Raw genomic sequence first — 25,008 nt, forward strand, 5'->3', positions numbered from 1 at the left:
GCTTTCTACCGTGCGCGGGGGACAGAAATCGCCCGACCCGGCCCGGACGGCGCCGCCGATCCGGCTCGCGGAGCGGTTCACGCGCCGTCACCCGCGAACGCCCCGGCGGCGCACCGGCCGCCGAATCTCGCGACACCGACTCACTTGACACCGAATCTCGCTACACCGGCTCGTCCGACACCGGTTCACTCGACACCGATGAGCAGCGGGTAGCCGCCCTGGCCACCCTCGTACAGGAGCACCTCGATGTCCGGCCTGGTCTCGGCCAGATGGTCCCGCACCGCGCGCGCAAGCCCCTCGGGGGCGTTGACGCCCTCCAGCACGGTCACCAGCTCACTGCTGGAGGACACCATGCGGCCCACGACCTCCAGAGCGGTGGCCCCGAGGTCCCTGCCGATCAGCGCGGCGTCCCCGTCGACCACCCCCAGAACGTCACCGGGCTCGGCCAGGCCCGCGCTCGTCATGACCTCGCGGTCGGCCACCCAGACGTGCCCGTGGCGGGTGTGCGCGGCGGCCTCGGTCATGGCCACCACGTCGTCGTCGAAGCGGCGCAGCGGGTCGTGCACGGCCAGCGCCGACAGGCCCTGTACCGAGGCCCTGGTCGGGAGTACGCCGACCACCAGGCCCTCCTCCCTGGCTATCTCCGCGGCGGCGGCCGCGACCTCACGCGTCCCACTGTCGTTGGGCAGGACCACGACCTCCGAGCCTGCCTCGCGGATGGCGGCGAGCACCGCCGCCAGTGGCGGGCTGGAGCCCGGCTCGCGGCGGACGACCACGGCCCCCGACTCCTCGAACAGCGCGGCCAGCCCGGGTCCCGCCGCCACGGCCACCACCCCCCTGCCCCGCGCTGCCGGGCGGGTCCTGCCCGAGCCGACCAGATACGTCACCCTGATCCGGTGGGGCCGCCCCAGCCGGACGGCCGCCTCGATCGCCGCGCCCGCGTCGTCCACGTGGACGTGCACGTTCCACAGGTCGTCCCCACCCACGATCACCAGCGACTCGCCGAGCGCGTCGAGCTCCGCACGCAGCGCCGTGACCTGCGCCGCTCCGGCGTCCAGGAGATACATGACCTCGTAGCCGGGCCCGTCCGCACTCTCCTCCGTGACCTCCACGCCGATCCGGTGAGCCGGGGCGGGGATGTCCACCCGCTCGGTGTAGGAGTCGGTGACGACCGCGGCGAGGCTCTCCAGAATGATCGTCAAGCCCGCGCCGCCCGCGTCGACCACCCCACTGCGGGCCAGCACGTCGAGCTGCCCGGGGGTGCGGCGGAGCGCGGAGCGCGCCTCCTCTGCCGCCCTTCTCGCGACCGAGACGAGATCTTCCCGGCTCTCGCGCACCACCGCGGCCACGGCGGTCAGGACGCTCAGGATCGTGCCCTCGACCGGCCTGGCCACCGCGGCGCGGGCCAGCTCGGCGGCTCTGACCAGGCCGCGGCCAAGGTCCGTGCCGCGCCCCTCGGCCTCCCTGAACACCTCGGCGAGGCCGCGCAGCACCTGGCTGACGATCACCCCGGAGTTGCCCCGCGCGCCGAGCAGCGCTCCCTGCGCGAGTGCCTGCCAGGTGGCCTCCGCCCCCGCGTCGGCGGGCAGCCCGTCGAGCGCCTCGGCCGCGGAGAGCATCGTCAGGTGCAGGTTGGTGCCGGTGTCGCCGTCGGGCACCGGGAAGACGTTGAGCGCGTCGATCTCCTCGCGCGCCTTCCCCAGTGTCTCCGCGGCCAGCCGCGACCACCTCCGCACCGAGGGCGGGTCGAGAACCTGCAGCATTCCTGCCCTCCTGCTCCTGACCGGCTCTCTCCGGTCTCTCCGGTCTCTCCGGTCGAGTCCCGGCTCCGCGACCGGCATGCCGCCACCTGTGGCTCAGCGTCCGCACAGCCCGGCCGACCCCGGCCGCACCGGCTGATCGTCGCTCGCCGGACACGACCCGCCGTGGCGTGTCCCGGGATGCGCTACGGTTGCCTCCGGAGATTATCCCCGTTCGACCGTTCATGGCGGCTCACGTTCGCCTGTAGGGCCGAACATCGGGTATCCTCGTATGGCCAGCCGGTCGTCCCGGCATGCCCGATGACCGCCCGCCAGTGCGGCGGATCGAGCCTCTCGACTGATCTAAGGAGCGAACCGTGGCTTCCGTTTGCGACGTTTGCGCTAAGAAGCCGACCTTCGGCAACAACGTCTCCCACTCGCACCGCCGCACCCGCCGCCGCTGGAACCCGAACATCCAGCCCGTGCGCGCAGTGGTGAACGGCACGCCGAAGCGGCTGAACGTGTGCACCTCCTGCATCAAGGCCGGCAAGGTCACCCGCTAGTCGGACTTCCGCGAAGCCCGCCGTCCCCTCGATGGGACGGCGGGCTTCGCCATTCCCAACGGGCTTCGCGGCCCAGGACGACCCCTTCCGAGGACGGCCCACTTCCGAGGACGGCTCCGCCTCGTTCGGAGCAGGTTCTCCACGTTCAGCGTGATCTGTCGTGGAACCCTGGGCGTTCACGCCCGGGAGGAAACGGCAGCGCGGGAGGCCCGCCAAGGGCCGAGCGGTGCGGTGACGGCAACTTTCGGAGAGCGGCTCAGCCTGAGCGTTTCTGGCTCTCGATGTATTCCTTGATGATGGACAGCGGTGCTCCGCCGCACCGGGCCGCGAAGTACGAGGGCGACCGGAAGTGGGCACCCCACAGGTATTTGCCGATGTGGTCGGGGTATTCCTGTCGCGATCTCCGGGCGGACACGCCCTTGAGGGAGCCGACCAGCCTGGACAGGGAGCCGACCAGCCTGGACAGGGAGACTTTCGGCGGGTAGCGCACCAGCAGGTGCACGTGATCACGCTCGCCGTTGAACTCGACCGGTTCGGTCTCGAAGTCGGCGCGGACGGCCCGCATGACGTCTTCGCACCGCCTGAGGATTTCGTCGGTGAACGGTCCGCGCCGATACCCGGGTGTGAAGACCACGTGTGCGCAGAGGGTGCAGACGAGTGTACGGCCCCTGCGAATGTCGGGGTTCGGCTCCCGGCGTGGTGACACAGATCATACGATCTTCCAAGTGAAGGTCGTCGTGCAGGTGAAGCTGATGCCGCAGGCCGATCAGGCCACCGCGCTGTCGGCTACCCTGCATGCGGTCAACGACGCCGCGAACCGGGTGTCGGCCGTGGCATTCGAGCACGGCGTGCCGCGTGAGTATGAGCTGCGCAAGCACACCTACGCCGAGTTGAAGGCGCGGGGGCTGGGGGCACAGGCCGCTCAGCACACCATCAAGAAGGTCCGCGATGCCTACACCACGTTGAAGGCGAACGTCCGTGCCGGCAACCTCGGCAAGAAGGGCTCCAAGCGCCGGATCAAAGCGGAGTCCACGCCGATCACCTTCCGTCCACAGGCGGCGCACCCGTTTGACGACCGGTGTCTGAGCTGGCAGTACGACGCTCAGACCGTCAGTATCTGGACCACCGCCGGGCGTATCAGGAACGTCCGCTTCGTCTGTTCGGCCGAGGCGCTCAAGGCGCTGCGTGAACACCGTAAGGGTGAGTCCGATCTGATCGAACGCGACGGCGCCTTCTACCTGATCGCTGTGTGCGAGGTACCTGAGGCCCCGGTCAACGAGTACCCCGACGGCTGGCTCGGCGTGGACCTCGGCATCGTCAACATCGCCACCGTGGACGGCATGACGCCGTTCAACGGACGTGGTCTGAACCGGCACCGCAAGCGGCAGCTCGAACTTCGCCGTAAGCTCCAGGCCAAGGGCACCAAGTCCGCCAGGCGACGGCTTAAGCGCCGCCGTCGCAAAGAGCGGCGGCACGCCGCGAACGTCAACCACATCATCTCGAAGAAGATCGTGACCGAGGCTGCACGCACCTCGTCCGGTATCGCCCTGGAAGACCTGGGCGGAATCCGGGAGAGGGTACGGCTCCGCAAGCCCCAACGGGTCATGCTCCACTCCTGGGCTTTCCACCAGCTCGGGGCCTTCCTTGAGTACAAAGCGCGGCGGGCGGGCGTCCCGCTGGTGCGCGTTGATCCGGCCTGCACCAGTCAGGAATGCGCCGACTGCCACCACATCGAGAAGAACAACCGGGTCAACCAGGCCCTCTTCGTCTGCCGGAACTGCGGGGTCGTTGCCCACGCCGACCGGAATGCCTCCCGCAACATCGCCGCACGCGGCGAGGCTGCGTGGATTGCGGGGCGTGAGTCACGCGTCCCAGCCACCCCGTAGGTGGTCTGGACGGAGGAGGCCACACCACAGCCAGTGGTGCCCTACCTCCAAGCCCGGTCCTTTAGGGCCGGGTCAAGTTGACTGGGAGCGCAGGCGCCAGCCGTGGTCCACCGGGCCGATGCCGGCCCCCAGGGGGAAGCCGTGTTCGATCGCACCGGTGACGTACGCCTTCGCCTTCTCCACGGCGGCGGGGACATCCTCGCCGAGGGCCAGGTAGGAGGCTATCGCGGAGGCCAGGGTGCAGCCCGTGCCGTGGGTGTGCCGGTTGTCGTGGCGCTCCGCGGTGAAGCGGAACTCCCGCGTGCCGTCGGTCAGCAGATCGACGGGGGCCCCCGGAAGGTGGCCGCCCTTGATGAGCGCCCACCCGGGCCCGAGCTCCAGGACCGCGTCGGCGGCCCGGCGCAGGTCGGCGTCGTCCTCGACCTTCACCCCGGTGAGCTGGAGAACCTCCCACAGGTTGGGGGTGACCACCGTGGCCGTGCGCAGCAGGCTCGACTTGACCGTCTCCACGGCCTCCGGGGCGAGGAGCGCGTCACCGTGCTTGGAGACTCCCACGGGATCGACCACGACGGGCACATCCAGCCCTGCCAGCACCTCGGCGACCGTCTCCACCAGTACGGGCGAGGCGAGCATGCCGGTCTTGACCGCCTGGGCGCCGATGTCACCGAGCACCGAGTCGAGCTGGGCACGGACCGCCTCCGGGGGAAGCTCCCAGTAGCCCTGCACGCCCACCGAGTTCTGGGCGGTCACCGCGGCGATCACGCTCATGCCGTGGACGCCGAGGGCCAGCATGGTCTTCAGATCGGCCTGGATGCCCGCGCCGCCTCCGGAATCGGAGCCGGCGACGGTCAGCACGCGTGGGGGAGCCAGAACGGTCATGCCCCCATCCAACCAGCCCCGTCCCGACCGGCTGGCGCCCCCCTGCCACTCCCCACCGCACCTGGGCCGCGCAGGCAGACTGAAGTGCGGGGGCTGTGGCGGATCAGACCCCCGCTGCCACTCCCCACCGCACCTGGGCCGCGCAGGCAGAGCCGCGACGGCACCGGGTCAGGCGACGGCGCACTCTCCCCCGTCGCTCTCACAGGTCTCCGGAATCTCCGCGTCACCGCTCGCGGTGAAGACGACGACGAGTTCCTCGCCGACCTGCAGCCCTTCCGGCGACTCGATCACCAGACTGTCGCCGACCTGCTCCCAGTCGGCTCCGCTCGCCGAGGAGACCGTCCCGCTGACCGGCACGCTCACCTTCAGGTTCTCGACGCTCTCGTCCGCGGCGACCACGAGCTTGACCGTGTACGACTGTGCCCTGCTCCTCACGAGAGCGGCGCCGACCATGATCATGGCGCCCCCCGCGGCGGGCACGGGCGGCTCGAAGGTGTCGCTGGGCACGGGGGCGGGCGCCGTGGTGCTCGGGGACTGTTCAGGGGCCGGTGTCCGGTGGTCACCGACGACGAGAGGCTCGGAGGTGGGTGTGGGTTCCGGCTTGTCGGTGGACGACGGCTCGTCGGTGGCCAGGGGCGCGCGGGTGGCCTTTCTCGTCGCGGTGGGCCGGGAGGTGGGGGTGGCCCCGCCTCCCCTGCGAGTGGAGGTGGGGGTCGGGGAGGGGGTGGCCTCCGCGGTCCTGTCGCCCGCCTCCGCGGGCTCGTCGGTCGGTACGGGCTCCTCGGGCTCGGTCTCACCGACGGGGTCGGGTTGCAGCTCCGGCTGGTTCGACGCCGCCGTGACACAACCGGTGGGCGGGCAGTCGGCGGCGGAACCCTCGGAGCCGGTCAGCGCCCGGATCCCGAACACTGTCCCGCCGAGCACCACCGCCACCGCGGCGACGATCAGCAGGGTCGTCTTGATCCGTCCGCCGGACCTTTCCTCGTCCTCGGGCCATGTGACGGACGTCTTGGACTCCGACGTCCATCCCGACCCCAGGAAACCCGTCTGGGGCTCAGTGATCATCGACTCCTCGGGACGGAGCCGGCGCCCGATCGGCTCGTCCCGGTGACCGGGTGCCGGAGCGGACTCCGGCCCGCGTTTCCCCCGGCCCGGGGAAGCCTCATCCCCGTTTCCAGCATGGCGGCCCATATCGCCCCTTTCTCGGAGGGAATCTCGACCGCCCAACTTCATACCAGTTCAATAACCGTTTGTCGTAATTTTCGCAGATGTAACAACGAGTGGTAAAAGTCACTCCCGGAAGTGGTCCCAGCCTCCGCGGTCGAGCAGATGGCCCTTGACCTGCACTCCCTCCCCCTCGATGACATGCCCCACCACGTTCCAGCCCGCCGGGAGCCGTACGTGGGCCGGGAAGGTCGCGGCGAGGGCATGGTCGTCGCCGCCGGAGAGCACCCACTCCAGCGGGTCCGCGCCGAGCAGCCGGGCCGCCTCCCGCATCACCGGCGGGACGTCGAACGCCTCCGGGTCGAGCACGAGCGCGGTTCCGGCCGCGGCCGCCACGTGGCCGAGATCCTGGAGCAGGCCGTCACTCACGTCGAGCATGGCGGTGGCGCCCAGCGTGGCGGCCTCGGGGCCCTGCGCGTAGGGAGGGCAGGGGCGGCGGTGGGCGTCGATCAGCTCCACCGGCCCGGCCAGGCCCGCACGGAGCAGCGCGAGGCCCGCCGCGGCGTACCCGAGGCGGCCCGCGACCGCCACCACGTCACCGGGCCGGGCCCCCGACCGGGTGACCGGCGCCCGGCCACCCAGGTCACCGAGGGCGGTGACCGCGATCATGACGAGGTCGCAGCGGGCGATGTCGCCTCCCACCACGCTGGCACCGACGAGATCGGACTCGTCGCGGAAGCCGTCCGTGAGGTCGTCCAGCCAGCCGATGGCGGCGTCGGCGGGCAGCCCGAGGCCGACCACGAGGCCGGTGGGACGGGCTCCCATCGCCATGACATCCGAGAGATTCTGTGCCGCGGCCTTGCGTCCGATGTCGTAGCCGCTGGACCAATCACGGCGAAAGTGCCTACCCTCGAGTAACAGGTCAGTCGTCACGACGACCCGCCCATCGGGAGCGCTCACCACCGCGGCGTCGTCTCCGGGACCGAGCAATACGGCCCCACCCTGTGGCAAGCGTCCGGCAATACGTGCAACAACCCCGAATTCGCCGAGATCTCCGACTGTGATGACACACCTCCCGTTCATCACAGGGTACGGTGGCCCTTCGGCACTGATCCAATCGCCCCGGAGGTCGTTGTGGTGCAGGCCTACATCCTTATTCAGACCGAGGTCGGCAAGGCCGCGAACGTGGCTTCGGAGATCTCCGGCATCTCGGGTGTCACCCAGGCCGAGGACGTCACCGGCCCTTACGACGTGATAGTGCGGGCGGAGGCCCGCAACGTCGATGAGCTGGGAAAGCTCGTGGTGGCGCAGATTCAGGCTGTGGAGGGGATCACGCGTACACTGACGTGTCCCATCGTCCACATCTGAGTCCGTATCTGGTCCGTATCCGACCGTCGGGAACGTGACATGCCACTGCGGTTCGCCCGCCTGGCGGGGTGCACCTGCGCCCTGCTGATCCTGGCGGGATGCGGTGGCGCCGTCCAGGTCGAGCCGCCCGTCCCCGAGGGGTCCGCCGCCGCCGCGTGCCAGGCGCTCGCCGAGCGGCTCCCGCGGAGACTCGACGGCGCTGACCGGGTCGAGTCCACCCCCGCCTCACCCTACGTCGCCGTGTGGGGGCAGGGCCGCATCGCCCTGCGCTGCGGGGTGCCACGGCCGGTGACCATGTCACCCACCGACCAGGTGCCCGAGATCGACGGAGTGGCGTGGTACGCCGACCCGGCCCGACCGACGCTGTTCACGTCGATCGGCAGGGCGGCCTACGTCGAGGTGACGATCGCGCGGGAGCACACCCCGCAGAACGTGCTTGTCGATCTCGCGGCACCGATCAAGGCCGCCCTACCTCAGACCGGGTGAGCGGCGCAGCGCGAGCTGGATCAGCCGGTCGACCAGCTCCGGGTAGGGCACCCCGGTGGCGGCCCAGAGCTGCGGCGCGACCGACATCGCGGTGAAGCCCGGCATGGTGTTGATCTCGTTGACGATCAGCCGCCCGTCGGGGGTGTAGAAGAAGTCGACCCGCGACAGGCCCTCGCAGCCCAGCGCCTCGAATGCGCGCACGGCCATCGCCCGCAACTGCTCGGCCGCCTCCTGTGGGATGTCCGCGGGCACCGACAGGGACATGTCATTCCCGATGTACTTGGCCTCGAAGTCGAAGAACTCGTGCTCTCCGTGGACCAGTACCTCGCCTGGCACGCTGGCGCGGGGCGCCTCGTCGTCCGGCGACTCCAGCACGGCGCACTCGATCTCGCGGCCGGTGATCGCGGCCTCGACCAGCACCTTGGGGTCGTGCTCGCGGGCGAACTCGATGGCCCGCTCAAGCTCCTCCAGGTCGGCGGCCTTGGAGATGCCCTGGCTGGACCCGGCGCGGGCGGGCTTGACGAAGACCGGCCAGCCGAGCTCCTGGACCTCCTTGAGCACCCGGCCACGGTCGGTCCGCCAGTCGCGGTCACGGATCGCGACGTACGGCCCGATGGGCAGGCCCGAGGCGGCGAGGACCATCTTCATGTACGCCTTGTCCATGCCGACGGAGCTGGCCAGCACCCCGGAGCCGACATAGCGGACCCCGGCCATCTCCAGCAGCCCCTGAATGGTGCCGTCCTCGGCGAAGGGGCCGTGCATCACCGGGAAGACGACGTCGACGTGGCCGAGTTCGACGGGAATGCTGCCGGGGTCGTACGCCACCAGCGAGCCGCTACCGGATGTCAGCGCCAGCGTCGCACTCGCCGCGTCGACGGCGGGCAACTCACCGCTCTCGATCCCGTATCGCTGCTCCCCGGAGGCGAGCACCCACCGGCCGTCCTGGGCGATCCCGATCGGGACCACCTCGTACTTGGACCTGTCGATGACCTCCAGCACGCTTCCCGCCCCGAGAATGGAGACGGCGTGCTCGGAATTGCGACCGCCGAAGACGACGGCGACCCTCGGTAGAGGTTCGTGCTGCTCACTCATGATGACCGAATCTACCCCCTGTTAGGGGGCAATCCGGCTGTTAGACGCGCCTATCTACCCGATGCGGGTAGTGAGTCGAGCGCCTTGGTCACGTCCATGATGAGATCTTCCGCATCCTCCAGTCCGATGGAGAACCGGACAGCCGCCTCGTCGATCCCCGACGCCTTGCCGGCTCTCCGGTGGGTGGTCGAGGCCACGTGCGCGGCCTTGGTGTGGATTCCTCCGGCGGAGGTGGCGATCGAGGCGAGCCTGAGTGCGTCGGCCAGGGCCACGCCGGCGTCGTAACCGCCACGCGGGGTGATCGTCACACAGGCGCCGTACCTGGTGCCCTCGGGCCCCGAGTCGAACAGGTGCCTGGCGAGCTGGTGGCCGGGGTGTTCCGGCAGCCCCGGGTAGTCGACCCGGCGCACGGCGGGGTGCTTGGCCACGGCCGCGGCGAAGACCATCGCGGTGGAGCACATCCGGCGGACCCGCAGCGGCAGGGTCGCGAGCCCCCGGCGGAGCAGGAACGCGTCGTCGGGAGAGAGCGTGCCCCCGGTGTCGATCCTGACCTCGCGCAACTGGGCGATCAGGTCGGGGCGGCCCACCGCGACGCCCCCGGCGCAGTCGTCATGGCCGCCGAGATACTTGGTCGCGGAGTGGATCACCAGGTCGGCGCCGTGCTCCAGGGGGCGGCACACGATCGGGGTGGCGAAGGTGGAGTCGACCACCAGCAGCGCCCCCGCGGCTCGGGCGATCCGGTAGAGGCCGCGAATGTCGGAGACCGCCATGGTCGGGTTGGAGAGCGTCTCCGCATAGATGATCTTCGTGTTGGGCCTGATCGCCGCCCGCACCTCGGTCAGGTCGCCGTAGCCGACGAAGTCCGCGCCGACCCCGAACCTGGACAGCACGTTGGTGATCAGCGAGTGGGTCCCGCCGTACAGCGGGGTGGGTGCCACGAGGTGCGCGCCCGCGCGCAGGAACGTCATCAGGACGGCGTTGACGGCGGCCATCCCCGAGGCGAACGCCTGCCCGGCCACGTCCTCGGGCGCCGCGGCCCCCTCCAGAGAGGCCACCGCCGATGCGAACGCGGCGGTGGTGGGGTTGTCGATCCGGCCGTAGGTGTGGCCGGAGCCCTTCTCCTCGAACGCGTCGGCGTACTCGGCGGAGTCGCCGAAACCCCACGCGGAGCTGCGCCACACGGGAAGGCCGAAGGGCCGCTGCGGGGGCGTCTCGGGAGCCGGCAGGTGTACCGACCGGGTGTTCTCCCCCCTACGCCTGCGTATCCGTCTGTTCATGGGCCACACCGTGTGTTCACAGGCCGTACCGTTCCGGCTTGGGAGTCCGCGACATCAGGAGCACCGCGGCCTCGCTGGGAGGCATTGCGTCGTGGACGACGGCCACCACCACTTCGGTGATCGGCATCTCCACGTCGTGCTTTCTGGCCAGTTCGAGCACCGACTCGCAGGATTTGACCCCCTCGGCGGTCTGTTTCGTGGCGGCGACGACCTCGGCCAAGGTCATGCCCCGCCCCAGATTCTCCCCGAAAGTTCGGTTCCGCGACAATGGGGATATACAGGTCGCCACCAGATCGCCCATGCCCGCGAGGCCCGCGAAGGTGTGCGGGTCCGCGCCGAGCACCGCGCCGAGCCTGGAGATCTCGGCCAGCCCGCGCGTCATGAGCATCGCCCCGACGTTGTCGCCCAACCCCATCCCCGCCGAGATGCCGACCGCGAGGGCGATCACGTTCTTGACGGCCCCGCCGAGTTCGACCCCCACGACGTCGGGGTTGGTGTAGGGGCGGAACCAGGGTGGCAGGTAGCAGGCCTCCTGAAGGCGTTCCATCGCCCGCTCGTCGGTGCAGGCGACCACGGTGGCGGCGGGCTGGCCCCGGACGATCTCACCGGCCAGGTTGGGCCCCGACACCACCGCGACCCGCTCCTGGGGCACCCCGGCGACCTCGCAGATCACCTCGCTCATCCGCTTGGTGGTGCCCAGCTCGATGCCCTTCATCAGGCTGACCAGCACCGCCTCCGGTGGCAGGTCCGGCTTCCAGCGTGTCAGGTTCTCCCTCAGGGTCTGGGATGGCACCGCGAGCACCACGAAGTCGGCGCCGTCGAGAGCCTCGGCGGGGTCGGTCGTGGCGCGCAGCGTCTCGGGCAGCACCGTGCCCGGCAGGTAGACGGGGTTCTCGTGCCGCCGGTCGATCGCCTCGACGACCTCCGCGCTGCGGCCCCACAGGATCGTCCGGGTGCCCGCCCCCGCGAGGATCACGCCGAAGGTCGTTCCCCACGAACCCGTGCCGAATACAGCCGCCTTGGTCATCGGTTCTCCTTGGGCGTGGAAACCTCCGCCTCCGGGCGGGGGAGAAAACGGGAATCCCCTCCCTGCGGGGAGAGGAGGATGTCAACACCGTACGCCGAAGTCAGGCGTCGGAAGGTCGCTTGAACGGCGCCTCGGGTGCCTTCTCGCCGCGGAGTTCGGCCAGCTGCGCCGTGATCGCCGCCATGATGTCGGCGGTCGCGGCGCGCAGCGCGTCGGCCTGGAGCGGCCGCCCCTCGTACCGCGACAGGTCGAGTGGTGGTCCGACCAGCACGTGGAAGGTCCTGCGCGGCAGCAGGCGGGGCTTTCTGGCTCCGTAGGGCAGGATCTCCTGGGCTCCCCAGTGCGCGACGGGGACAACCGTCGCGCCGGTCTCCAGCGCGAGCCTGGCCACGCCGGTCTTGCCCTCCATCGGCCAGAAGTCCGGGTCGCGGGTGCAGGTACCCTCCGGATAGAACATCACGCACGCCCCCGCGGCGAACCGGCGCCGTGACTCCTCCAGCGAGCGCCCCGCGTCAGAGCTCCCCCGGTAGACGGGAATGGCCTGGAGCGCCCTCAGCAGGGGACCGAGCGGCGGCACCGAGAAGAGACCCGATTTGGCGAGAATCACCGGCCAGCGGCCGTTGTTGTAGAGGAAGTGCGAGATGAGGATCGGATCCAGCCACGACAGGTGGTTGGTCGCCACGATGACCCCGCCCGTCCTGGGCAACCGGTCGCTGCGACGCCAGTCCTTCTTGACCAGGAGCCATGAGATCGGCTTGACGATCACGACGGCGAAGGCGACCCAGAATCGCGAGGGCCAGCCAGGGCGTCTCATGGGCTCCTCCATATGAACGGTTTGCACACCAAGTCTCCCGGTTGGCTCCCCGGGATGTCGAGGCGGGATGCTTAACGCTATGCCTGCTCAGGGAAGTTCCGCCTGGACCCTTGTCGTCCCGGTCAAAACGCTGGTCGCCGCCAAGACCCGCCTGTCGGCGGCGGCGGGCCCGCACCGGGCCGCACTGGCCGTGGCGATCGCCTGCGACACCGTCGAGGCGGCGCTGAGCTGCGCACTCGTCACCCGGGTGGTCGTGGTGACGGGTGACCCCGTGGCCGCCGGGGCACTCGGCGAGGTCGGCGCGCACGTGGTCGGCGACCCGGAGGCGGGGCTGAACGCCGCCCTGCGGCACGGCGCCCTGGAGGCGGTACGGCTCGCGCCCGGCGACGCCGTCGGCGCCCTCCAGGCCGACCTCCCCGCCCTCCGCCCCGCGGAGCTGGCCCGCGTGCTGACCGCCGCCACGGAGTTCGACCAGATGTTCCTGCCCGACGCCGCCGAGGTCGGCACGACCTTCTACGGCGTACGGCCCGGCATGCCGTTCACGCCGGGGTTCGGCGGCGAGTCACGGGACCGGCACCTGCGGCGCGGCGCCAAGGAGCTCTGCGTGGAGGGGGTGGTGTCGGTCCGCCATGACGTGGACACCCCAGACGACCTGCGCCAGGCGCTGATCCTGGGCGTCGGCCCCCGCACACTGGCCATCGCGGAAAAGATCTCGGCGTCCGGCGGGTCTTCGCGGCCGGAGGAGCGCGACAGAGACCGGTAGCGGAACGCCCCGACCTGGTTCGGGCGGGATTCCGGCCCGGAGGCTACCCTGGGCGTGTGCAGGCGACGGTGCGGAGCTTCGAGGAGGCGACCCGGTCGGGGTCGGTCTTTCTGGACGACGGGACCGAGATCCCGTTCGGCGCGGCGGCGTTCGACGCGGGGCCGCTCAGGCTGCTCAGGTCAGGCCAGCGGGTCAACATCGTCATGGACGGCGACGATGTCTCCTACATCACTCTCTCGACTTTCCCCGTACCCGGTTTCCCCGTACCCGGCCGGTGAGGCGGCCGGGAATCCTCACCGGCTTCCCCGGCGGTCCGGGGCCGAGATCATCTCCGGGGCGCCCCGCTGTCGAACCCGGTGAATGTGGCCGGACACCGCACCGGGCGCTTTCGCCGGCCCCGGCCGGACACCGCACCGGGCGCTTTCGCCGGCCCCTGCCGGGGATCCCGAGCCGACGGCGCCGGTCGGGAGGCCGGACGCCCGGACGCCCCGCTTCGGGAGTCCGGGCGCCTGCGCCGGGGCCTATTTCTTCTTCGCCGCCTTCTTGCCGCCGTTGTTGACGAGTTCCTTAAAGTCGGAACCCGGCCGGAATTTCGGCCCCCAGCTCTCGGCGACGTGGATCTCGGCACCCGTCGAGGGGTTACGTGCGGTGCGGGCCGGCTTGTGCACCATCTCAAAGGCACCGAACCCCGTGATCGAGACCTTGTCGCCACTCGCGACGGCGGCCTGGATCGTGTCGAGCACCGCGTTCACGGCTTCGGTGGCCGTCTTCTTGTCGCCCACCCGATCCGCGATGGCGTCGACGAGTTCCTTTTTGTTCATAAGGTTGCTCCCCCTGCTTACCGATGTCCGGGAGTGGGTCACGGGGCAGAAAACCCGTCTCACCCGATTTGTCACGGCGAGGGGTCTCATCACAGATCTCTCATCAACGATCACGGTGAGAAACCCCCTGCTCGCTTGAAATTAGGGGACGGAGCCGTATGACTCAATCACCTTCCGCAATGTTTCCAGTGCTCGGCGTATCTGAAACCAAGACATCAATGCTGAGAAGGAACAAATCAAGGCGCCCTGTGGCGTGATCGAGGTCACGCTTGGCCATATCGCAGATGGCCAGAAGGCGCCTGGTGAGACGTTTTCTCTCCTCGACGGAGACGTGCAGGGACCGGACGCGGCGGTGCGCCTCGCGCAGCCGCCACGCCAGCTCGTGTTCTGAACTCGTCAGATGGTCGTCGGCAGCCATGGCTGCCGACCATTCTCGTATGTCCCGATGGCATCGGCGTTGCGCAGGGTCAGCCCGATGTCGTCCAGGCCCTCCATCAGCCGCCAGCGCGTGTAGTCGTCGATCTCGAAGGCGACGGCCTCCGCGCCCCAGCGGACCTGGCGTCCCTCCAGGTCAACGGTGATTTCCAGGGTCGGGTCCGCCTCGACCGCGGTCTGCAGCGCCTCGACGACCTCGCCCGGCAGGACGACCGGGAGCAGGCCCATCTTGGTGGAATTATTACGGAAGATATCTCCGAAACGGGCTGCGATCACGGCGCGGAAGCCGTACTGCTGCAGGGCCCAGACCGCGTGCTCGCGGGAGGAGCCGGTGCCGAAGTCGGGGCCGGCGAGCAGGACCGTGGCGCCGTCGTGAACGGGGTCGTTCAGGACGAAGCCGGGGTCCTCACGCCAGGCGGAGAACAGGCCTTTCTCGAACCCGGTCCTGCTGACCTGCTTGAGCCAGACGGCGGGGATGATCTGGTCGGTGTCCACGTTGCTGCGGCGCAGCGGAACGGCCCGGCCGGTGTGGGTGACGAACGCTTCCATCTCGAGGACTCCTTACAGGTCGGCGGGCGCGGTGAGTTTGCCGGTGACGGCGGTCGCGGCGGCGACCTGCGGGGACACGAGGTGCGTACGGCCGCCCTTGCCCTGGCGTCCCTCGAAGTTGCGGTTGGAGGTCGAGGCGCTGCGCTCGCCGGGGGCGAGGGTGTCGGGGTTCATGCCCAGGCACATGGAGCAGCCGGCCTCGCGCCATTCGGCGCCCGCGGCCTTGAAGACCTCGTGCAGCCCCTCCTGCTCGGCCTGCAGCTTGACCAGCATCGAGCCGGGCACGATCAGCGTGCGCGTCACGACCTGGCGCCCGCGCAGCACCTCGGCGGCGGCGCGCAGGTCCTCCAGCCTGCCGTTGGTGCAGGAGCCCACGAAGACCGTGTCGACCTTGACCTCGCGGAGCGGGGTACCCGCGGTCAGGCCCATGTACTCCAGGGCACGCGCGGCGGCGGCCGGGTCGTCGGTGTCCTCGGGGCGGGGCACCGGCATTCCCAGCGGGGCACCCTGGCCCGGGTTGGTGCCCCAGGTGACGAACGGGGTCAGCGTCGTGGCGTCGATCTCCACGACGGTGTCGAAGACCGCGTCCTCGTCGCTGACCAGTGACTTCCAGTACTCGACCGCGGCGTCCCAGTCGGCACCGGACGGCGCGTGCGGACGGCCCTTGAGATATTCGAAGGTGGTCTCGTCCGGAGCGATCATGCCCGCGCGGGCGCCCGCCTCGATGGACATGTTGCAGACGGTCATCCGGCCCTCCATGGAGAGCTTGCGGATGGCCTCACCGCGGTATTCGACGATGTGGCCCTGGCCGCCGCCGGTGCCGATCTTGGCGATGATCGCCAGAATCAGGTCCTTGGCGGTGACACCGGGGGGCAGCTCGCCGGAGACCTCGATGGCCATGGTCTTCGGCCGGTAGGCGGGCAGCGTCTGGGTGGCCAGCACATGCTCCACCTCGGAGGTGCCGATGCCGAACGCGATGCCGCCGAAGGCGCCGTGGGTGGAGGTGTGAGAATCACCACACACGATCGTCATGCCGGGCTGGGTCAGGCCGAACTGCGGGCCGATGATGTGGACCACGCCCTGCCCCGCGTCACCCATCGGGTGCAGCCGGACGCCGAACTCCGCGCAGTTCTTGCGCAGCGTCTCCACCTGCACCCGCGACACCGGGTCGTCGATGGGGCCGCGTACGGTCGGGACGTTGTGGTCCTCGGTGGCGATGGTGAGGTCGGGCCGCCTGACGGGGCGACCCGCCATGCGCAGGCCGTCGAACGCCTGCGGGCTCGTGACCTCGTGAATGAGGTGCAGGTCGATGTAGAGCAGGTCCGGTTCTCCCTCGGCACGTCGCACGACGTGCTGCTCCCAGACCTTCTCCGCGAGCGTGCGGCCCATGTCGCCTCCTTGCGATCGGCTGTCCCACATCCACTTGCTTTCTCATATGTCGAGACGGCAGTATCGGTGTATGGACAACTCTAGCGGAGTCGGCGTACTGGACAAGGCCGTCCTCGTGCTCAACGCCCTTGAAGCCGGCCCTGCGTCCCTCGCGCAGCTCGTACAGGCCACCGGCCTGGCCCGCCCCACCGCCCACCGGCTGGCCGTCGCCCTGGAACACCACCGCATCGTCACCCGCGACACCCAGGGCCGTTTCGTCCTGGGCCCCCGCCTGTCCGAACTGTCCACCGCCGCCGGTGAGGACAGGCTGCTGGCCGTCGCCTCGCCGGTCCTCACCCAGCTACGGGACCTGACCGGGGAGAGCGCGCAACTCTACCGGCGCCAGGGCGACGAGCGGGTCTGCGTGGCCGCCGCCGAACGTGCCAGCGGACTGCGCGACACCGTGCCGGTCGGCTCGGCCCTGCCGATGCTCGCGGGGTCCGCGGCGCAGATCCTGCTCGCCTGGGAGGAGCCCGACCGCCTGCACCGGGGCCTGCGCGGGGCCAAGTTCACCGCGGCCACGCTCGCGAGCGTGCGGCGCAGGGGCTGGGCGCACAGCGTCGGCGAGCGCGAGCAGGGCGTGGCCAGCGTCTCGGCGCCGATCAGGGGCGCGGGCGGCAAGGTGGTCGCCGCGGTGTCGGTCTCCGGCCCGATCGAGCGCCTGACCCGCACCCCCGGCAGGCTGCACGCCGCCCCCGTGGTCACCGCCGCCGAACGGATCACCGAGTCGATGCGCCGCGCCAACTGACGTCCACGGCGGCTGACACCGGTCGACCTGTGGGCGATATGAGGAGGCGAGCACCCCTGCGGCCCCCTAGGCTGGGCAGGTGACAGATCGCATCGAGGCAGCCGCGGCTGAACTGCGTCCCCTGCTCCAGAACTTCATCCTGTGGGCGCGTGAGAACGCGCCCGGCAGCGATTCCAACCTGGTCGGCTCTGTCGCGCTGTGGCACCGGCTGATCGCCTCCGACGACGTCGGCCGGTGGAGGCAGTCCGACCTGCGCACGGTTCTCCTCGACCGGATGCCCCAGGTCGTCGAGGACCCGGACGCCGCCGCCGACGGCATGGTGCCCGCGATCCGCGCCTACCTGACCTTCCTGTCGGAGTCCGACCGCCTGGCCAAGGGCTCCGCTCCGCTGGGGGACCTGCTCGCCGAGCTCGACCGCCTCGAAGACGACTTCGTCGACGCCATGGAGGATCTTGTCGTCGAGGAGGACGAGGACGACGAGTACGACGACGAGGAGGAGTCCGAGGGGCTCGGCGACTTCGAGCCTTTCGCCGACGAGCTCTCCGAGCTGCCGACGATCAGGCTCCGCCCCGACTCCGAGCTGGCCGCGGCCACCCGCAGGGCACCTCTGATCTCCAAGGCCCGCGACCTCGCGGTCTGGGTCGGCTCGGAGCGCCGGGTGGGCGAGACGAGCCTGCTCGACGACGCCGAGATCACCGAGGCCCTGGCCGCCCTCGGCCTCCCCGTTCCCGAGAAGGGCGACAAGTCGCTGGCCGACTCCGTCCCCGCGCTCTGGAACATCTGGAACCTCGCGATCGACCTCGACTTCCTCCAGCCCGAGGGGGAGGACACGGTCAGCGTCGACGCCGACACCGCGGAGTGGCCCTTCGAGGAGGACGACGACGCCCTCGACGCGTGGATGGCCGGTCTGCACTCCATCGACTACGGCGACCCGGAGCTGGAGGACGAGGAGGCCACGATCGCCCTGTCCGGGCTGACCAGGGCACTGCTGGTCCGGGTGCTGCTGGCGACCGGTTCGAAGCCGCTGGCCGAGCTCCGCACCGAGCTGGCCGAGGCCGCCGCCGAGTACGACGACCTGGGCACGGAGGCCTGGGCCGCCGCCACCGCGCAGTACGGCGACCCGCTCAACCCGGTGCTCGACTGGCTGGCCGGGTACGGCATGGTCGAGGTCGAGCACGACCAGGTGCGGCTGACCCCGCTCGGCATGGAAGGCGTGGTCCACCTCGTGGACGACGCCGACATCGAGCTGGACGCCCGGCCCGCCATCGACGCGATGACCGCCCTGGACCTGCTCTCCTTCGGCTCCGAGCTGCCCGAGGAGGAGGCGGACGCCGAGTTCGAGGCCTGGATGGAGTTGCGCGCGCCCGAACAGGCCGCCAGGGACCTGCTGGAGGCCGCGGCCGAGGACGACGCGAACGCGCTGATCCGGGTCCAGGCGGCCAGCATGGTCGGCTCGCTCGGCGAGGTGGCCATACCCGCCTGGCGGGAGGCGCTCGACGAGCCGTCCCTGCGCCCGTACGCGGCCACCCACCTGGCCCAGCTGGGCGTCGAGGACGCTCCCCCGCCCACCCAGGCCGACACCCACTGGCTGATCCTCGACATGCTGACCATCTCCGCCGGCCTGGGCCGTCCCGAGTTCGTCAGCAGCCTGGACGACATCGGCAACGTGCCGAACCTGGTCAGCCTGCTCGAAGTGATCTGGAAGGTGCCGCACCCGCACCTGGAGGAACTGCTGGAGGCGATCGGCAAGGCGCATCCGGACAAGCAGGTCGGCAAGGCCGCCAAGCGTGCCCTGTTCAAGGCCCGCTCGGGGCAGAACTAGGAACGGAACAGGAAAGGGACGGGGCGGCGCCCCGTCCCTTTCCTGTTCCGCCATGGCGGGAAGTTCCTGTTCCGCCATGGCGGGGAGCGTTCAGGCGCCCCTGAAACGAAAAAAGCCCCCGGGAGCCGTTGCTCCCGGGGGTTTCGCACTTGTAGCCCCGACCGGATTCGAACCGGCGCTACCGCCTTGAGAGGGCGGCGTCCTAGGCCACTAGACGACGGAGCCTTGCGAGAGACAGTGGTAGTCCCGACCGGATTCGAACCGGCGCTACCGCCTTGAGAGGGCGGCGTCCTGGGCCACTAGACGACGGGACCCTACACACTGTCATCAGATTCGGAGGGAGCCGAATCTGCGGCATCTTCCGGAGAAGATGCAGCTGGGGTACCAGGACTCGAACCTAGAACAACTGAACCAGAATCAGCCGTGTTGCCAATTACACCATACCCCACCGCGCTGGACTCCCTTGCGGGACTCGCTGGCGCCTCCGAAAGAATAGCCCAGGTTGGGGGTCAAGACCAAAACGATTGCCTGCGACCGAATCGCGGTATCACCGGGCTGCCGCAACGAAGGTCCGCTGTGTAACCCTGCTGGAGAGATCCGTCCACCTGAGAGGAGTTCCCGCCTTGGCCGAGAACCCGTTCTTCGAACCCAGCACGCTGCCGTACGGACTGCCGCCGTTCGCCCTGATCAGGGAGGAGCACTACCTTCCCGCCTTCGAGCGCGGCATGGCCGACCAGCTGCGCGAGGTGCGGGAGATCGCCGACAACCCGGAGCCCCCGACGTTCGCCAACACGATCGAGGCCCTGGAGCGCTCGGGCCGGATTCTCAAGCGGGTCGTGACCGTCTTCAGCAGCATCTCCGCCTCCGACACGACCGACGGCATCCGGGAGATCGAGACCCAGGTCTCCCCCCGGCTGACCCAGCACGCCGACTCCATCCGCCTGAACCGCGCCCTGTACGCCCGGATCAAACAGGTGGCCACCGACGACCCCGAGGAGGCGTGGCTGCTGCAGAAGTACCGCGTCGACTTCGTCAGGGCCGGCGCGGATCTGTCCGAGAGCGACCAGGATCACCTCAGGGCGCTCAACGAGGAACTGACCAGGCTCGCCACGACCTTCTCCCAGAACCTGCTCACGGCCTCCACGGCCTCCGCGCTGGTCGTCGAGGACGTCAAGCTGCTGGACGGGCTCGCCGAGAGCACGATCAAGGCGATCGAGAAGGACGGCGGCTACGTCCTGCCGCTGTTCAACTACACCAACCAGCCCGCGCTGGCCGAGCTGACCGACCGGGAGACCCGCAGGAGGCTGTACGAGCTGTCCGTCGGCCGGGCGCCGGAGAACTTCGAGCTGGCGGCCAGGATGGCGATGCTCCGCGCCGAGCGGGCGGCCCTGCTCGGCTATCCCAACCACGCCGCATACTCCGTCGCCGACCAGACCGCCAAGACCACCGACGCCGTCGAGGAGATGCTCGGCAAGCTGGTGGGTCCCGCGGTGGCCAACGCCCGCCGGGAGGCCGAGGCGCTGAGCGAGCAGGCCGGCTTCCCCCTGGCGCCGTGGGACTGGTCCTTCTACGCCGAACGGGTGCGCAAGGCCCGCTACGACTTCGACGCCGCCGACCTTCGCCCCTACTTTGAGCTGGACCGGGTGCTGCGGGACGGTGTCTTCCGCGCCGCCGGCGAGCTGTACGGGATCACCTTCGCCGACCGGGACGACCTGGCCGGGTACCACCCGGACGTCCGGGTCTTCGAGGTGTCCGACGCGAACGGCTCACCACTCGGCCTGTTCGTGTTCGACCCGTACGCCCGGCCGACCAAGCGCGGCGGCGCCTGGATGAACAACCTGGTCACCCAGTCGCACCTGTTCGGCGAGCTGCCCGTGGTGATGAACAACCTCAACATCACCAAGCCCTCCGAGGGTCCGACGCTGCTGACGTTCGAGGAGGTCAACACCGCCTTCCACGAGTTCGGCCACGCCCTGCACGGCCTCTTCTCCGATGTGCGCTTCCCCCGGGTCTCCGGCACCGACGTGCCGCGCGACTTCGTGGAGTACCCCTCGCAGGTCAACGAGATGTGGGCCACCTGGCCCTCGATCCTCGCGGGCTTCGCCAGGCACCACGAGACCGGCGAGCCGGTGCCCGCGGAGCTCCTGGAGAAGATGAGGGCCGCGGAGAAGTTCAACCAGGGTTTCGCCACCGTCGAGTATCTCGCGGCGGCGCTGCTGGACTGGGCCTGGCACAAGCTGGCCGCGGGCGAGAGGGTCGAGGACGCCGAGGCGTTCGAGAACGCGGTCCTGGAGCGCGCCGGGATCGCCTACGACCTGGTCCGCACCCGCTATCGGACCAACTACTTCGCGCACATCTTCGTCAGCGGGGTGGGCGGCTACAGCGCCGGCTACTACTCCTACATCTGGAGCGAGGTGCTGGACGCCGAGAGCGTCGACTGGTTCGAGGAGAACGGCGGCCTGACGCGCGGCAACGGCGACCACTTCCGCTCCACCCTGCTGTCGGTCGGCGGTTCGCGGGACGTGATGGACGCCTTCCGCGACTTCCGCGGCCGCGACCCGCGCATCGAGCCTCTGCTGAAGCGCCGCGGCCTGGAGGCATAGCCCTTCGCGCACCGTCCGGGGTGCGGGAAACCGCACCCCGGACGGGTACGCATCTCCAATGCGCTCCGCACGGGCGGTGCGCACACTGAACACCATGAAACGACCATGGAAGTGGACCGGGATGGGCGCCGCGCTCGTCTCCGGCCTGGCCTGCGCCCTGCTGCTGGCACCGGGGGCCGGCGTACGGTAACGCGGTGCTGCCCGAAGATCCCTCGAAGGTGTTCGGGGAGGGCCGCTTCCACCGCGTGCCCATGCTGACGGGCATCACCAGGGACGAGGGCATGCTGTTCACGTCGCTGATGTTCCCGCCGATGACGGCCGAGGAGTACGAGGCCGCGGTCAACGAGAAGACGGCGCCCCAGCTCTTCCCGCTGCCCGGCGGGGTCAGACCGCTCGCCTCGCACGGGACGGCGCCGGCACGCCCCTCCTAGGGCGCCGGGGCCTGCCGACCTGATCCTTCCCGCACCACCGGTCCTGCCCCGGCCTGGGTGGGGGTGACTCCTCCCAGGCCTGGGCGGAACCCCCGGCTCCACGATGACCTCCGATGCGCTGACGGCTCCGCCGCACACCCGAGCCTCGTCCGGTCTGCGTTCCTCAGGCCTGGAGCCTGGCGAGGGCGGCGCGGATGCGGTCCATCGACCGCGTCCGGCCGAGGACCTCGATCGACTCGAACAGCGGCAGGCCGACGGTGCGGCCGGTGACGGCCACCCGGACCGGCGCCTGGGCCTTGCCGAGCTTGAGGCCGCAGGAGACGCCGACCTCCTCCAGCGCCGTCTTGAGCGACTCGGGGTCCATCTCGACCTTCTCAAGCCGGTCGAGGTAGCCGGTGAGGATCTCCACGGCGGAGTTCTTCATGGCCTTGTCCCACGACACCTGGTCGAAGACGGGCTCGTCCAGGAAGAGGAAGTCCACATTCGCCGTGATCTCGGACAGGACCGCGATGCGGGTCTGGGCGAGCTCGGCGACCTTGGCGAAGGTCTCGCGGTCCCAGCTCGGGTCCAGCCACGGCTCGCAGCGGGCGATGAACTCCTCCAGGGGCAGTGCCCTGATGTACTCGCCGTTGAACGCGCGGAGCTTCTTCTCGTCGAAGAAGGCCGGGGAGGGGTTGACGTCCTCCAGCTTGAACAGCGGCACCATCTCCGACCAGGGCATGATCTCCCGGTCGTCGCCGGGTCCCCAGCCGAGCAGCATCAGGTAGTTGACCATCGCCTCGGCCAGGTAGCCCTCCTCGCGGTAGGACTCCAGGGCGACCTTGTCGCGGCGCTTGGACAGCTTCTGGCGCTTCTCGTTGACGATGACCGGCACGTGCGCCCAGGTGGGCGGGGTGACGCCGAGCGCCTCCCAGAGCAGCTGCTGCTTGGGGGTGTTGGACAGGTGCTCCTCGGCGCGGACCACGTGGCTGATCCGCATCTCGACGTCGTCGACGACGTTGGCCAGCACGAAGAGCGGGGAGCCGTCGCCGCGCGCGATGACGAAGTCCTCCATCGCGCCGTTGGGGAACTCGACGGTGCCGCGGACCAGGTCGGAAATCACGGTGACGCCCTCGCCGGGGGTGCGGAAGCGGAGCGCGCCCTCGGTCAGGCCCCGGTCGCGGCAGAAGCCGTCGTACCCCTGGTGCTCGGACCCGGTGCGGGCCTTGACCTCGTCGCGAGTGCACGTGCAGTAGTAGGCCCGGCCCTCGGCCAGCAGCCTGGCCGCGGCCTCGCGGTGCTGCTTCTCGTACGAGGACTGGAAGTAGGGCCCCTCGAAGGCCGGGGCACCGTCGTTGATCCCGATCCAGGCGAGCGCCGAGATGATGCCCTCGGTCCATTCCGGCCGGTTACGCGCGGCGTCGGTGTCCTCGATTCGGAGCACGAACCTTCCGCCGGTCCTCTCGGCCAGGGCCCAGTTGAACAGCGCGGAGCGGGCGCCGCCGACATGGAACATGCCGGTCGGCGAGGGGGCGAAACGAACCCTAATCACGGGAGACCACCCGGTTGCTGAGAGTGCCGATTCCTTCGATGAAGACGCTGACCTCGTCGCCGACGCTGAGCGGGCCGACCCCTTCGGGCGTCCCGGTGAGGATGACGTCGCCGGGGATCAGAGTCATGACCGCGCTCACGTGAGCGATCAGCGCGGGGATGTCGTACATGAGCTTGGAGGTGCGCGAGCTCTGCTTGACCTCGCCGTTCACGGAGGTGACGATGGCGACGTCGCTCGGGTCGAGCTCGGTCTGGATCCACGGGCCGAGCGGGCAGAACGTGTCGAAGCCCTTGGCCCGGGTGAACTGGACGTCCTTCTTCTGCAGATCTCTGGCCGTGACGTCGTTGGCGCAGGTGTAGCCGAAGATGACCTCGTGGGCCCGCTCACGGGGCACCTCCCGGCAGAGCCTGCCGATCACCACCGCCAGCTCCCCCTCGTAGTCGACCCGCTGGGACAGGGTCGTCGGGTAGGCGATGGCCTCACCCGAACCGATCACCGAGGTCGACGGCTTGAGGAAGACCAGTGGCTCGTCGGGGACCTCGCCGCCCATCTCGTGGGCGTGGTCGGCGTAGTTCTTGCCGATCGCGACGACCTTGCTGGGCAGCATGGGCGCGACCAGCCTGACCTGGGAGAGCGAGTAACGCTCACCGGTGAACTGGATCGGTCCGAACGGGTGACCGGAGATCGCGGAGACGAACTCCTCCCCTGGTCCACCCTCGACCACCCCGAACCCGACACCGTCTCCTGTGGAGAACCTCGCTATACGCACACGACAAGGCTAGTCGGGCTCCAGGTCTCGCCTGACCGCCCCCGCGTCTCCGGAGGACTCGCGCCCCGCCCGTCCGGCATCCTCCAGCACACCACCGAACCCTCTGGGCTATATACAACTAAAAATACCCATAAAACCTATTTTCCCAATACGACCACGATTGAGTTAAGAATAAGTATGTCCTGATTGCCAGGAATACTAGGGGTATGACCGTTTCTGTCAGTATGCGGGAGGGCCAGCAGGTCTTCCCTCGGGGGAAGGAACGGACGTGACTGAAGCCAGCACGGTGAACAGGCCCAAGGGCGACGAGGTATCTGTGCCCCGGGCACGCACCGACACTCCCGGATCCCAGGGTGGCCTGGTCACTCCCAGGGGAACCACCACCATCGAGAGCGCCGTCGTAGCGAAGATCGCGGGCTTGGCGGCCCGGGAGATTCCCGGCGTGCACAACATGGGCGCGAGCACGGCGCGCGCCCTAGGCGCGGTACGCGGAATGGTCGGCGCCGACCAGAACATCACGCAGGGGGTCTCCGTCGAGGTGGGCGAGCGTCAGGCCGCCGCCGACCTCGAAGTGGTCGTCGAATACGGCATGGCCATCCCCGACCTGGCCACCGCCGTACGCCGCAACGTGATCACGGCGATCGAGCGCATGTGCGGGCTAGAGGTCACCGAGGTCAACATCAAGGTCTCCGACGTCCACATGCCCGGCCAGGACAAGGACGATTCGGGGGAGTCGTCCGGGCCTGAGCCGCGCGTCCAGTGAGAGATCCGGTGCACGGACCGGAGCACCCGACCCCGGCCGTCATGCCCGAG

General features: G+C 69.7%; 26 protein-coding genes and 3 tRNA genes. 11 read left to right on the forward strand and 18 right to left on the reverse strand.

All coding sequences use genetic code 11. The features are described 5' to 3' along the window. Window positions 1-185: 185 nt before the first annotated feature. Window positions 186-1,763, reverse strand: coding sequence for a DAK2 domain-containing protein (locus OG884_RS08850; RefSeq protein ID WP_326643967.1), 1,578 nt, complete (start codon window positions 1,761-1,763; stop codon window positions 186-188). Window positions 1,764-2,116: 353 nt separating this feature from the next. Between OG884_RS08850 and rpmB the strand changes: the two genes are divergently transcribed. Continuing rightward, entirely contained in the window at window positions 2,117-2,302 is a 186-nt protein-coding gene (gene rpmB / locus OG884_RS08855; protein WP_012894387.1) for a 50S ribosomal protein L28, read from the forward strand. A gap of 256 nt (window positions 2,303-2,558) precedes the next feature. Here the strand turns inward: rpmB and tnpA are convergent, their stop codons facing one another. Then, complete coding sequence (tnpA, locus tag OG884_RS08860; RefSeq protein WP_326643971.1) at window positions 2,559-3,008, reverse strand: IS200/IS605 family transposase; 450 nt, start codon at window positions 3,006-3,008, stop codon at window positions 2,559-2,561. Window positions 3,009-3,027: 19 nt separating this feature from the next. Between tnpA and OG884_RS08865 the strand changes: the two genes are divergently transcribed. Beyond that, window positions 3,028-4,188: an RNA-guided endonuclease InsQ/TnpB family protein gene (locus OG884_RS08865; RefSeq protein WP_326643973.1), complete on the forward strand. Its 1,161-nt coding sequence runs from the start codon at window positions 3,028-3,030 to the stop codon at window positions 4,186-4,188. Window positions 4,189-4,260: 72 nt separating this feature from the next. Here the strand turns inward: OG884_RS08865 and thiD are convergent, their stop codons facing one another. The 3 genes from thiD to OG884_RS08880 all read right to left on the reverse strand — a co-directional run bounded on the left by thiD (window position 4,261) and on the right by OG884_RS08880 (window position 7,314). Beyond that, entirely contained in the window at window positions 4,261-5,067 is an 807-nt protein-coding gene (thiD, locus tag OG884_RS08870; RefSeq protein ID WP_326643975.1) for a bifunctional hydroxymethylpyrimidine kinase/phosphomethylpyrimidine kinase, read from the reverse strand. 168 nt (window positions 5,068-5,235) lie between these two features. Then, a complete protein-coding gene (locus OG884_RS08875) occupies window positions 5,236-6,132 on the reverse strand; it encodes a hypothetical protein (protein ID WP_326643977.1) in 897 nt (298 codons plus the stop codon). 225 nt (window positions 6,133-6,357) lie between these two features. Further along, entirely contained in the window at window positions 6,358-7,314 is a 957-nt protein-coding gene (locus OG884_RS08880) for a thiamine-phosphate kinase (RefSeq protein ID WP_326643979.1), read from the reverse strand. Between the two features lie 51 nt (window positions 7,315-7,365). On the opposite strand from OG884_RS08880, the gene OG884_RS08885 reads away from it, so the two are divergent. Both OG884_RS08885 and OG884_RS08890 read left to right on the forward strand, forming a co-directional pair. Then, entirely contained in the window at window positions 7,366-7,599 is a 234-nt protein-coding gene (locus OG884_RS08885; RefSeq protein ID WP_326643981.1) for an Lrp/AsnC family transcriptional regulator, read from the forward strand. A 39-nt stretch (window positions 7,600-7,638) separates the two neighbouring features. Beyond that, window positions 7,639-8,085, forward strand: coding sequence for a DUF3515 family protein (locus tag OG884_RS08890; RefSeq protein ID WP_326643983.1), 447 nt, complete (start codon window positions 7,639-7,641; stop codon window positions 8,083-8,085). On the opposite strand, the gene OG884_RS08895 is transcribed toward OG884_RS08890, so the two are convergent. The 4 genes from OG884_RS08895 to OG884_RS08910 form a co-directional block, all read right to left on the reverse strand. Then, window positions 8,068-9,177, reverse strand: coding sequence for a D-alanine--D-alanine ligase family protein (locus OG884_RS08895; RefSeq protein WP_326643985.1), 1,110 nt, complete (start codon window positions 9,175-9,177; stop codon window positions 8,068-8,070). The two genes, OG884_RS08890 and OG884_RS08895, sit on opposite strands and share 18 nt — an antisense overlap. 50 nt (window positions 9,178-9,227) lie before the next feature. Then, the gene (locus tag OG884_RS08900) at window positions 9,228-10,454 is read right to left on the reverse strand and encodes a trans-sulfuration enzyme family protein (protein ID WP_326643987.1); all 1,227 of its coding nucleotides are present in this window, start codon (window positions 10,452-10,454) and stop codon (window positions 9,228-9,230) included. A 16-nt stretch (window positions 10,455-10,470) separates the two neighbouring features. Then, complete coding sequence (locus tag OG884_RS08905; protein ID WP_326643989.1) at window positions 10,471-11,481, reverse strand: NAD(P)H-dependent glycerol-3-phosphate dehydrogenase; 1,011 nt, start codon at window positions 11,479-11,481, stop codon at window positions 10,471-10,473. 100 nt (window positions 11,482-11,581) lie between these two features. Beyond that, on the reverse strand, window positions 11,582-12,295 hold the full coding sequence (locus OG884_RS08910) for a lysophospholipid acyltransferase family protein (protein WP_326643991.1): 714 nt from the start codon (window positions 12,293-12,295) through the stop codon (window positions 11,582-11,584). A gap of 67 nt (window positions 12,296-12,362) precedes the next feature. Here OG884_RS08910 and cofC point away from each other — a divergent pair, with 67 nt between their 5' ends. Both cofC and OG884_RS08920 read left to right on the forward strand, forming a co-directional pair. Beyond that, window positions 12,363-13,058: a 2-phospho-L-lactate guanylyltransferase gene (gene cofC / locus OG884_RS08915; protein WP_326643993.1), complete on the forward strand. Its 696-nt coding sequence runs from the start codon at window positions 12,363-12,365 to the stop codon at window positions 13,056-13,058. A gap of 56 nt (window positions 13,059-13,114) precedes the next feature. Continuing rightward, a complete protein-coding gene (locus tag OG884_RS08920; protein ID WP_326643995.1) occupies window positions 13,115-13,336 on the forward strand; it encodes a hypothetical protein in 222 nt (73 codons plus the stop codon). A gap of 243 nt (window positions 13,337-13,579) precedes the next feature. On the opposite strand, the gene OG884_RS08925 is transcribed toward OG884_RS08920, so the two are convergent. The 4 genes from OG884_RS08925 to leuC form a co-directional block, all read right to left on the reverse strand. Then, window positions 13,580-13,879, reverse strand: coding sequence for an HU family DNA-binding protein (locus tag OG884_RS08925; protein WP_326643996.1), 300 nt, complete (start codon window positions 13,877-13,879; stop codon window positions 13,580-13,582). Between the two features lie 163 nt (window positions 13,880-14,042). Next, window positions 14,043-14,297: a hypothetical protein gene (locus OG884_RS08930; protein ID WP_326643997.1), complete on the reverse strand. Its 255-nt coding sequence runs from the start codon at window positions 14,295-14,297 to the stop codon at window positions 14,043-14,045. Continuing rightward, complete coding sequence (gene leuD / locus OG884_RS08935; RefSeq protein ID WP_326643999.1) at window positions 14,276-14,863, reverse strand: 3-isopropylmalate dehydratase small subunit; 588 nt, start codon at window positions 14,861-14,863, stop codon at window positions 14,276-14,278. Before leuD ends, OG884_RS08930 begins: the two co-directional genes overlap by 22 nt. Window positions 14,864-14,875: 12 nt before the next feature. After that, a complete protein-coding gene (gene leuC / locus OG884_RS08940; protein ID WP_326644001.1) occupies window positions 14,876-16,252 on the reverse strand; it encodes a 3-isopropylmalate dehydratase large subunit in 1,377 nt (458 codons plus the stop codon). A gap of 70 nt (window positions 16,253-16,322) precedes the next feature. Between leuC and OG884_RS08945 the strand changes: the two genes are divergently transcribed. Together OG884_RS08945 and OG884_RS08950 are read left to right on the forward strand one after the other, a co-directional pair. Beyond that, the gene (locus OG884_RS08945; protein WP_326644003.1) at window positions 16,323-17,039 is read left to right on the forward strand and encodes an IclR family transcriptional regulator; all 717 of its coding nucleotides are present in this window, start codon (window positions 16,323-16,325) and stop codon (window positions 17,037-17,039) included. Between the two features lie 79 nt (window positions 17,040-17,118). Continuing rightward, window positions 17,119-18,861, forward strand: a complete 1,743-nt coding sequence (locus OG884_RS08950) for a hypothetical protein (protein WP_326644005.1) — start codon at window positions 17,119-17,121, stop codon at window positions 18,859-18,861. 152 nt (window positions 18,862-19,013) lie between these two features. Here OG884_RS08950 and OG884_RS08955 read toward each other — a convergent pair. The 3 genes from OG884_RS08955 to OG884_RS08965 form a co-directional block, all read right to left on the reverse strand. Next, a tRNA-Glu gene (locus OG884_RS08955) sits at window positions 19,014-19,086 on the reverse strand. A 13-nt stretch (window positions 19,087-19,099) separates the two neighbouring features. Further along, window positions 19,100-19,175: transfer RNA gene (locus OG884_RS08960), tRNA-Glu, on the reverse strand. Window positions 19,176-19,237: 62 nt separating this feature from the next. Next, window positions 19,238-19,309: transfer RNA gene (locus OG884_RS08965), tRNA-Gln, on the reverse strand. Between the two features lie 175 nt (window positions 19,310-19,484). On the opposite strand from OG884_RS08965, the gene OG884_RS08970 reads away from it, so the two are divergent. Both OG884_RS08970 and OG884_RS08975 read left to right on the forward strand, forming a co-directional pair. Beyond that, a complete protein-coding gene (locus OG884_RS08970; protein WP_326644007.1) occupies window positions 19,485-21,464 on the forward strand; it encodes a M3 family metallopeptidase in 1,980 nt (659 codons plus the stop codon). Window positions 21,465-21,658: 194 nt separating this feature from the next. Next, window positions 21,659-21,895: a hypothetical protein gene (locus OG884_RS08975; RefSeq protein ID WP_326644008.1), complete on the forward strand. Its 237-nt coding sequence runs from the start codon at window positions 21,659-21,661 to the stop codon at window positions 21,893-21,895. Between the two features lie 163 nt (window positions 21,896-22,058). On the opposite strand, the gene gltX is transcribed toward OG884_RS08975, so the two are convergent. After that, window positions 22,059-23,390 carry a glutamate--tRNA ligase gene (gene gltX / locus OG884_RS08980; RefSeq protein ID WP_326646884.1) on the reverse strand — a complete coding sequence of 444 codons (1,332 nt, stop codon included), beginning with the start codon at window positions 23,388-23,390 and terminating at the stop codon, window positions 22,059-22,061. A 28-nt stretch (window positions 23,391-23,418) separates the two neighbouring features. Continuing rightward, a complete protein-coding gene (locus tag OG884_RS08985) occupies window positions 23,419-24,195 on the reverse strand; it encodes a fumarylacetoacetate hydrolase family protein (protein ID WP_326644010.1) in 777 nt (258 codons plus the stop codon). 268 nt (window positions 24,196-24,463) lie between these two features. Between OG884_RS08985 and OG884_RS08990 the strand changes: the two genes are divergently transcribed. Then, window positions 24,464-24,958: an Asp23/Gls24 family envelope stress response protein gene (locus OG884_RS08990; protein ID WP_326644012.1), complete on the forward strand. Its 495-nt coding sequence runs from the start codon at window positions 24,464-24,466 to the stop codon at window positions 24,956-24,958. Window positions 24,959-25,008 lie beyond the last annotated feature (50 nt).

Origin of the sequence: Streptosporangium sp. NBC_01755 (assembly GCF_035917995.1) — a bacterium.
Classification (GTDB): Bacteria; Actinomycetota; Actinomycetes; order Streptosporangiales; family Streptosporangiaceae; genus Streptosporangium.

What these genes read in the sequence shown, in the direction of transcription:
- OG884_RS08850 (WP_326643967.1), bottom strand. Translation starts at nt 1,763, where the DNA reads ATGCTGCAGGTTCTCGACCCGCCCTCGGTGCGGAGGTGGTCGCGGCTG.
- thiD (WP_326643975.1), bottom strand. Translation starts at nt 5,067, where the DNA reads ATGACCGTTCTGGCTCCCCCACGCGTGCTGACCGTCGCCGGCTCCGAT.
- OG884_RS08875 (WP_326643977.1), bottom strand. Translation starts at nt 6,132, where the DNA reads ATGATCACTGAGCCCCAGACGGGTTTCCTGGGGTCGGGATGGACGTCG.
- OG884_RS08880 (WP_326643979.1), bottom strand. Translation starts at nt 7,314, where the DNA reads ATGAACGGGAGGTGTGTCATCACAGTCGGAGATCTCGGCGAATTCGGG.
- OG884_RS08890 (WP_326643983.1), top strand. Translation starts at nt 7,639, where the DNA reads ATGCCACTGCGGTTCGCCCGCCTGGCGGGGTGCACCTGCGCCCTGCTG.
- OG884_RS08895 (WP_326643985.1), bottom strand. Translation starts at nt 9,177, where the DNA reads ATGAGTGAGCAGCACGAACCTCTACCGAGGGTCGCCGTCGTCTTCGGC.
- OG884_RS08900 (WP_326643987.1), bottom strand. Translation starts at nt 10,454, where the DNA reads ATGAACAGACGGATACGCAGGCGTAGGGGGGAGAACACCCGGTCGGTA.
- OG884_RS08905 (WP_326643989.1), bottom strand. Translation starts at nt 11,481, where the DNA reads ATGACCAAGGCGGCTGTATTCGGCACGGGTTCGTGGGGAACGACCTTC.
- OG884_RS08910 (WP_326643991.1), bottom strand. Translation starts at nt 12,295, where the DNA reads ATGAGACGCCCTGGCTGGCCCTCGCGATTCTGGGTCGCCTTCGCCGTC.
- cofC (WP_326643993.1), top strand. Translation starts at nt 12,363, where the DNA reads ATGCTTAACGCTATGCCTGCTCAGGGAAGTTCCGCCTGGACCCTTGTC.
- OG884_RS08925 (WP_326643996.1), bottom strand. Translation starts at nt 13,879, where the DNA reads ATGAACAAAAAGGAACTCGTCGACGCCATCGCGGATCGGGTGGGCGAC.
- OG884_RS08930 (WP_326643997.1), bottom strand. Translation starts at nt 14,297, where the DNA reads ATGGCTGCCGACGACCATCTGACGAGTTCAGAACACGAGCTGGCGTGG.
- leuD (WP_326643999.1), bottom strand. Translation starts at nt 14,863, where the DNA reads ATGGAAGCGTTCGTCACCCACACCGGCCGGGCCGTTCCGCTGCGCCGC.
- leuC (WP_326644001.1), bottom strand. Translation starts at nt 16,252, where the DNA reads ATGGGCCGCACGCTCGCGGAGAAGGTCTGGGAGCAGCACGTCGTGCGA.
- OG884_RS08945 (WP_326644003.1), top strand. Translation starts at nt 16,323, where the DNA reads ATGGACAACTCTAGCGGAGTCGGCGTACTGGACAAGGCCGTCCTCGTG.
- gltX (WP_326646884.1), bottom strand. Translation starts at nt 23,390, where the DNA reads ATGTTCCATGTCGGCGGCGCCCGCTCCGCGCTGTTCAACTGGGCCCTG.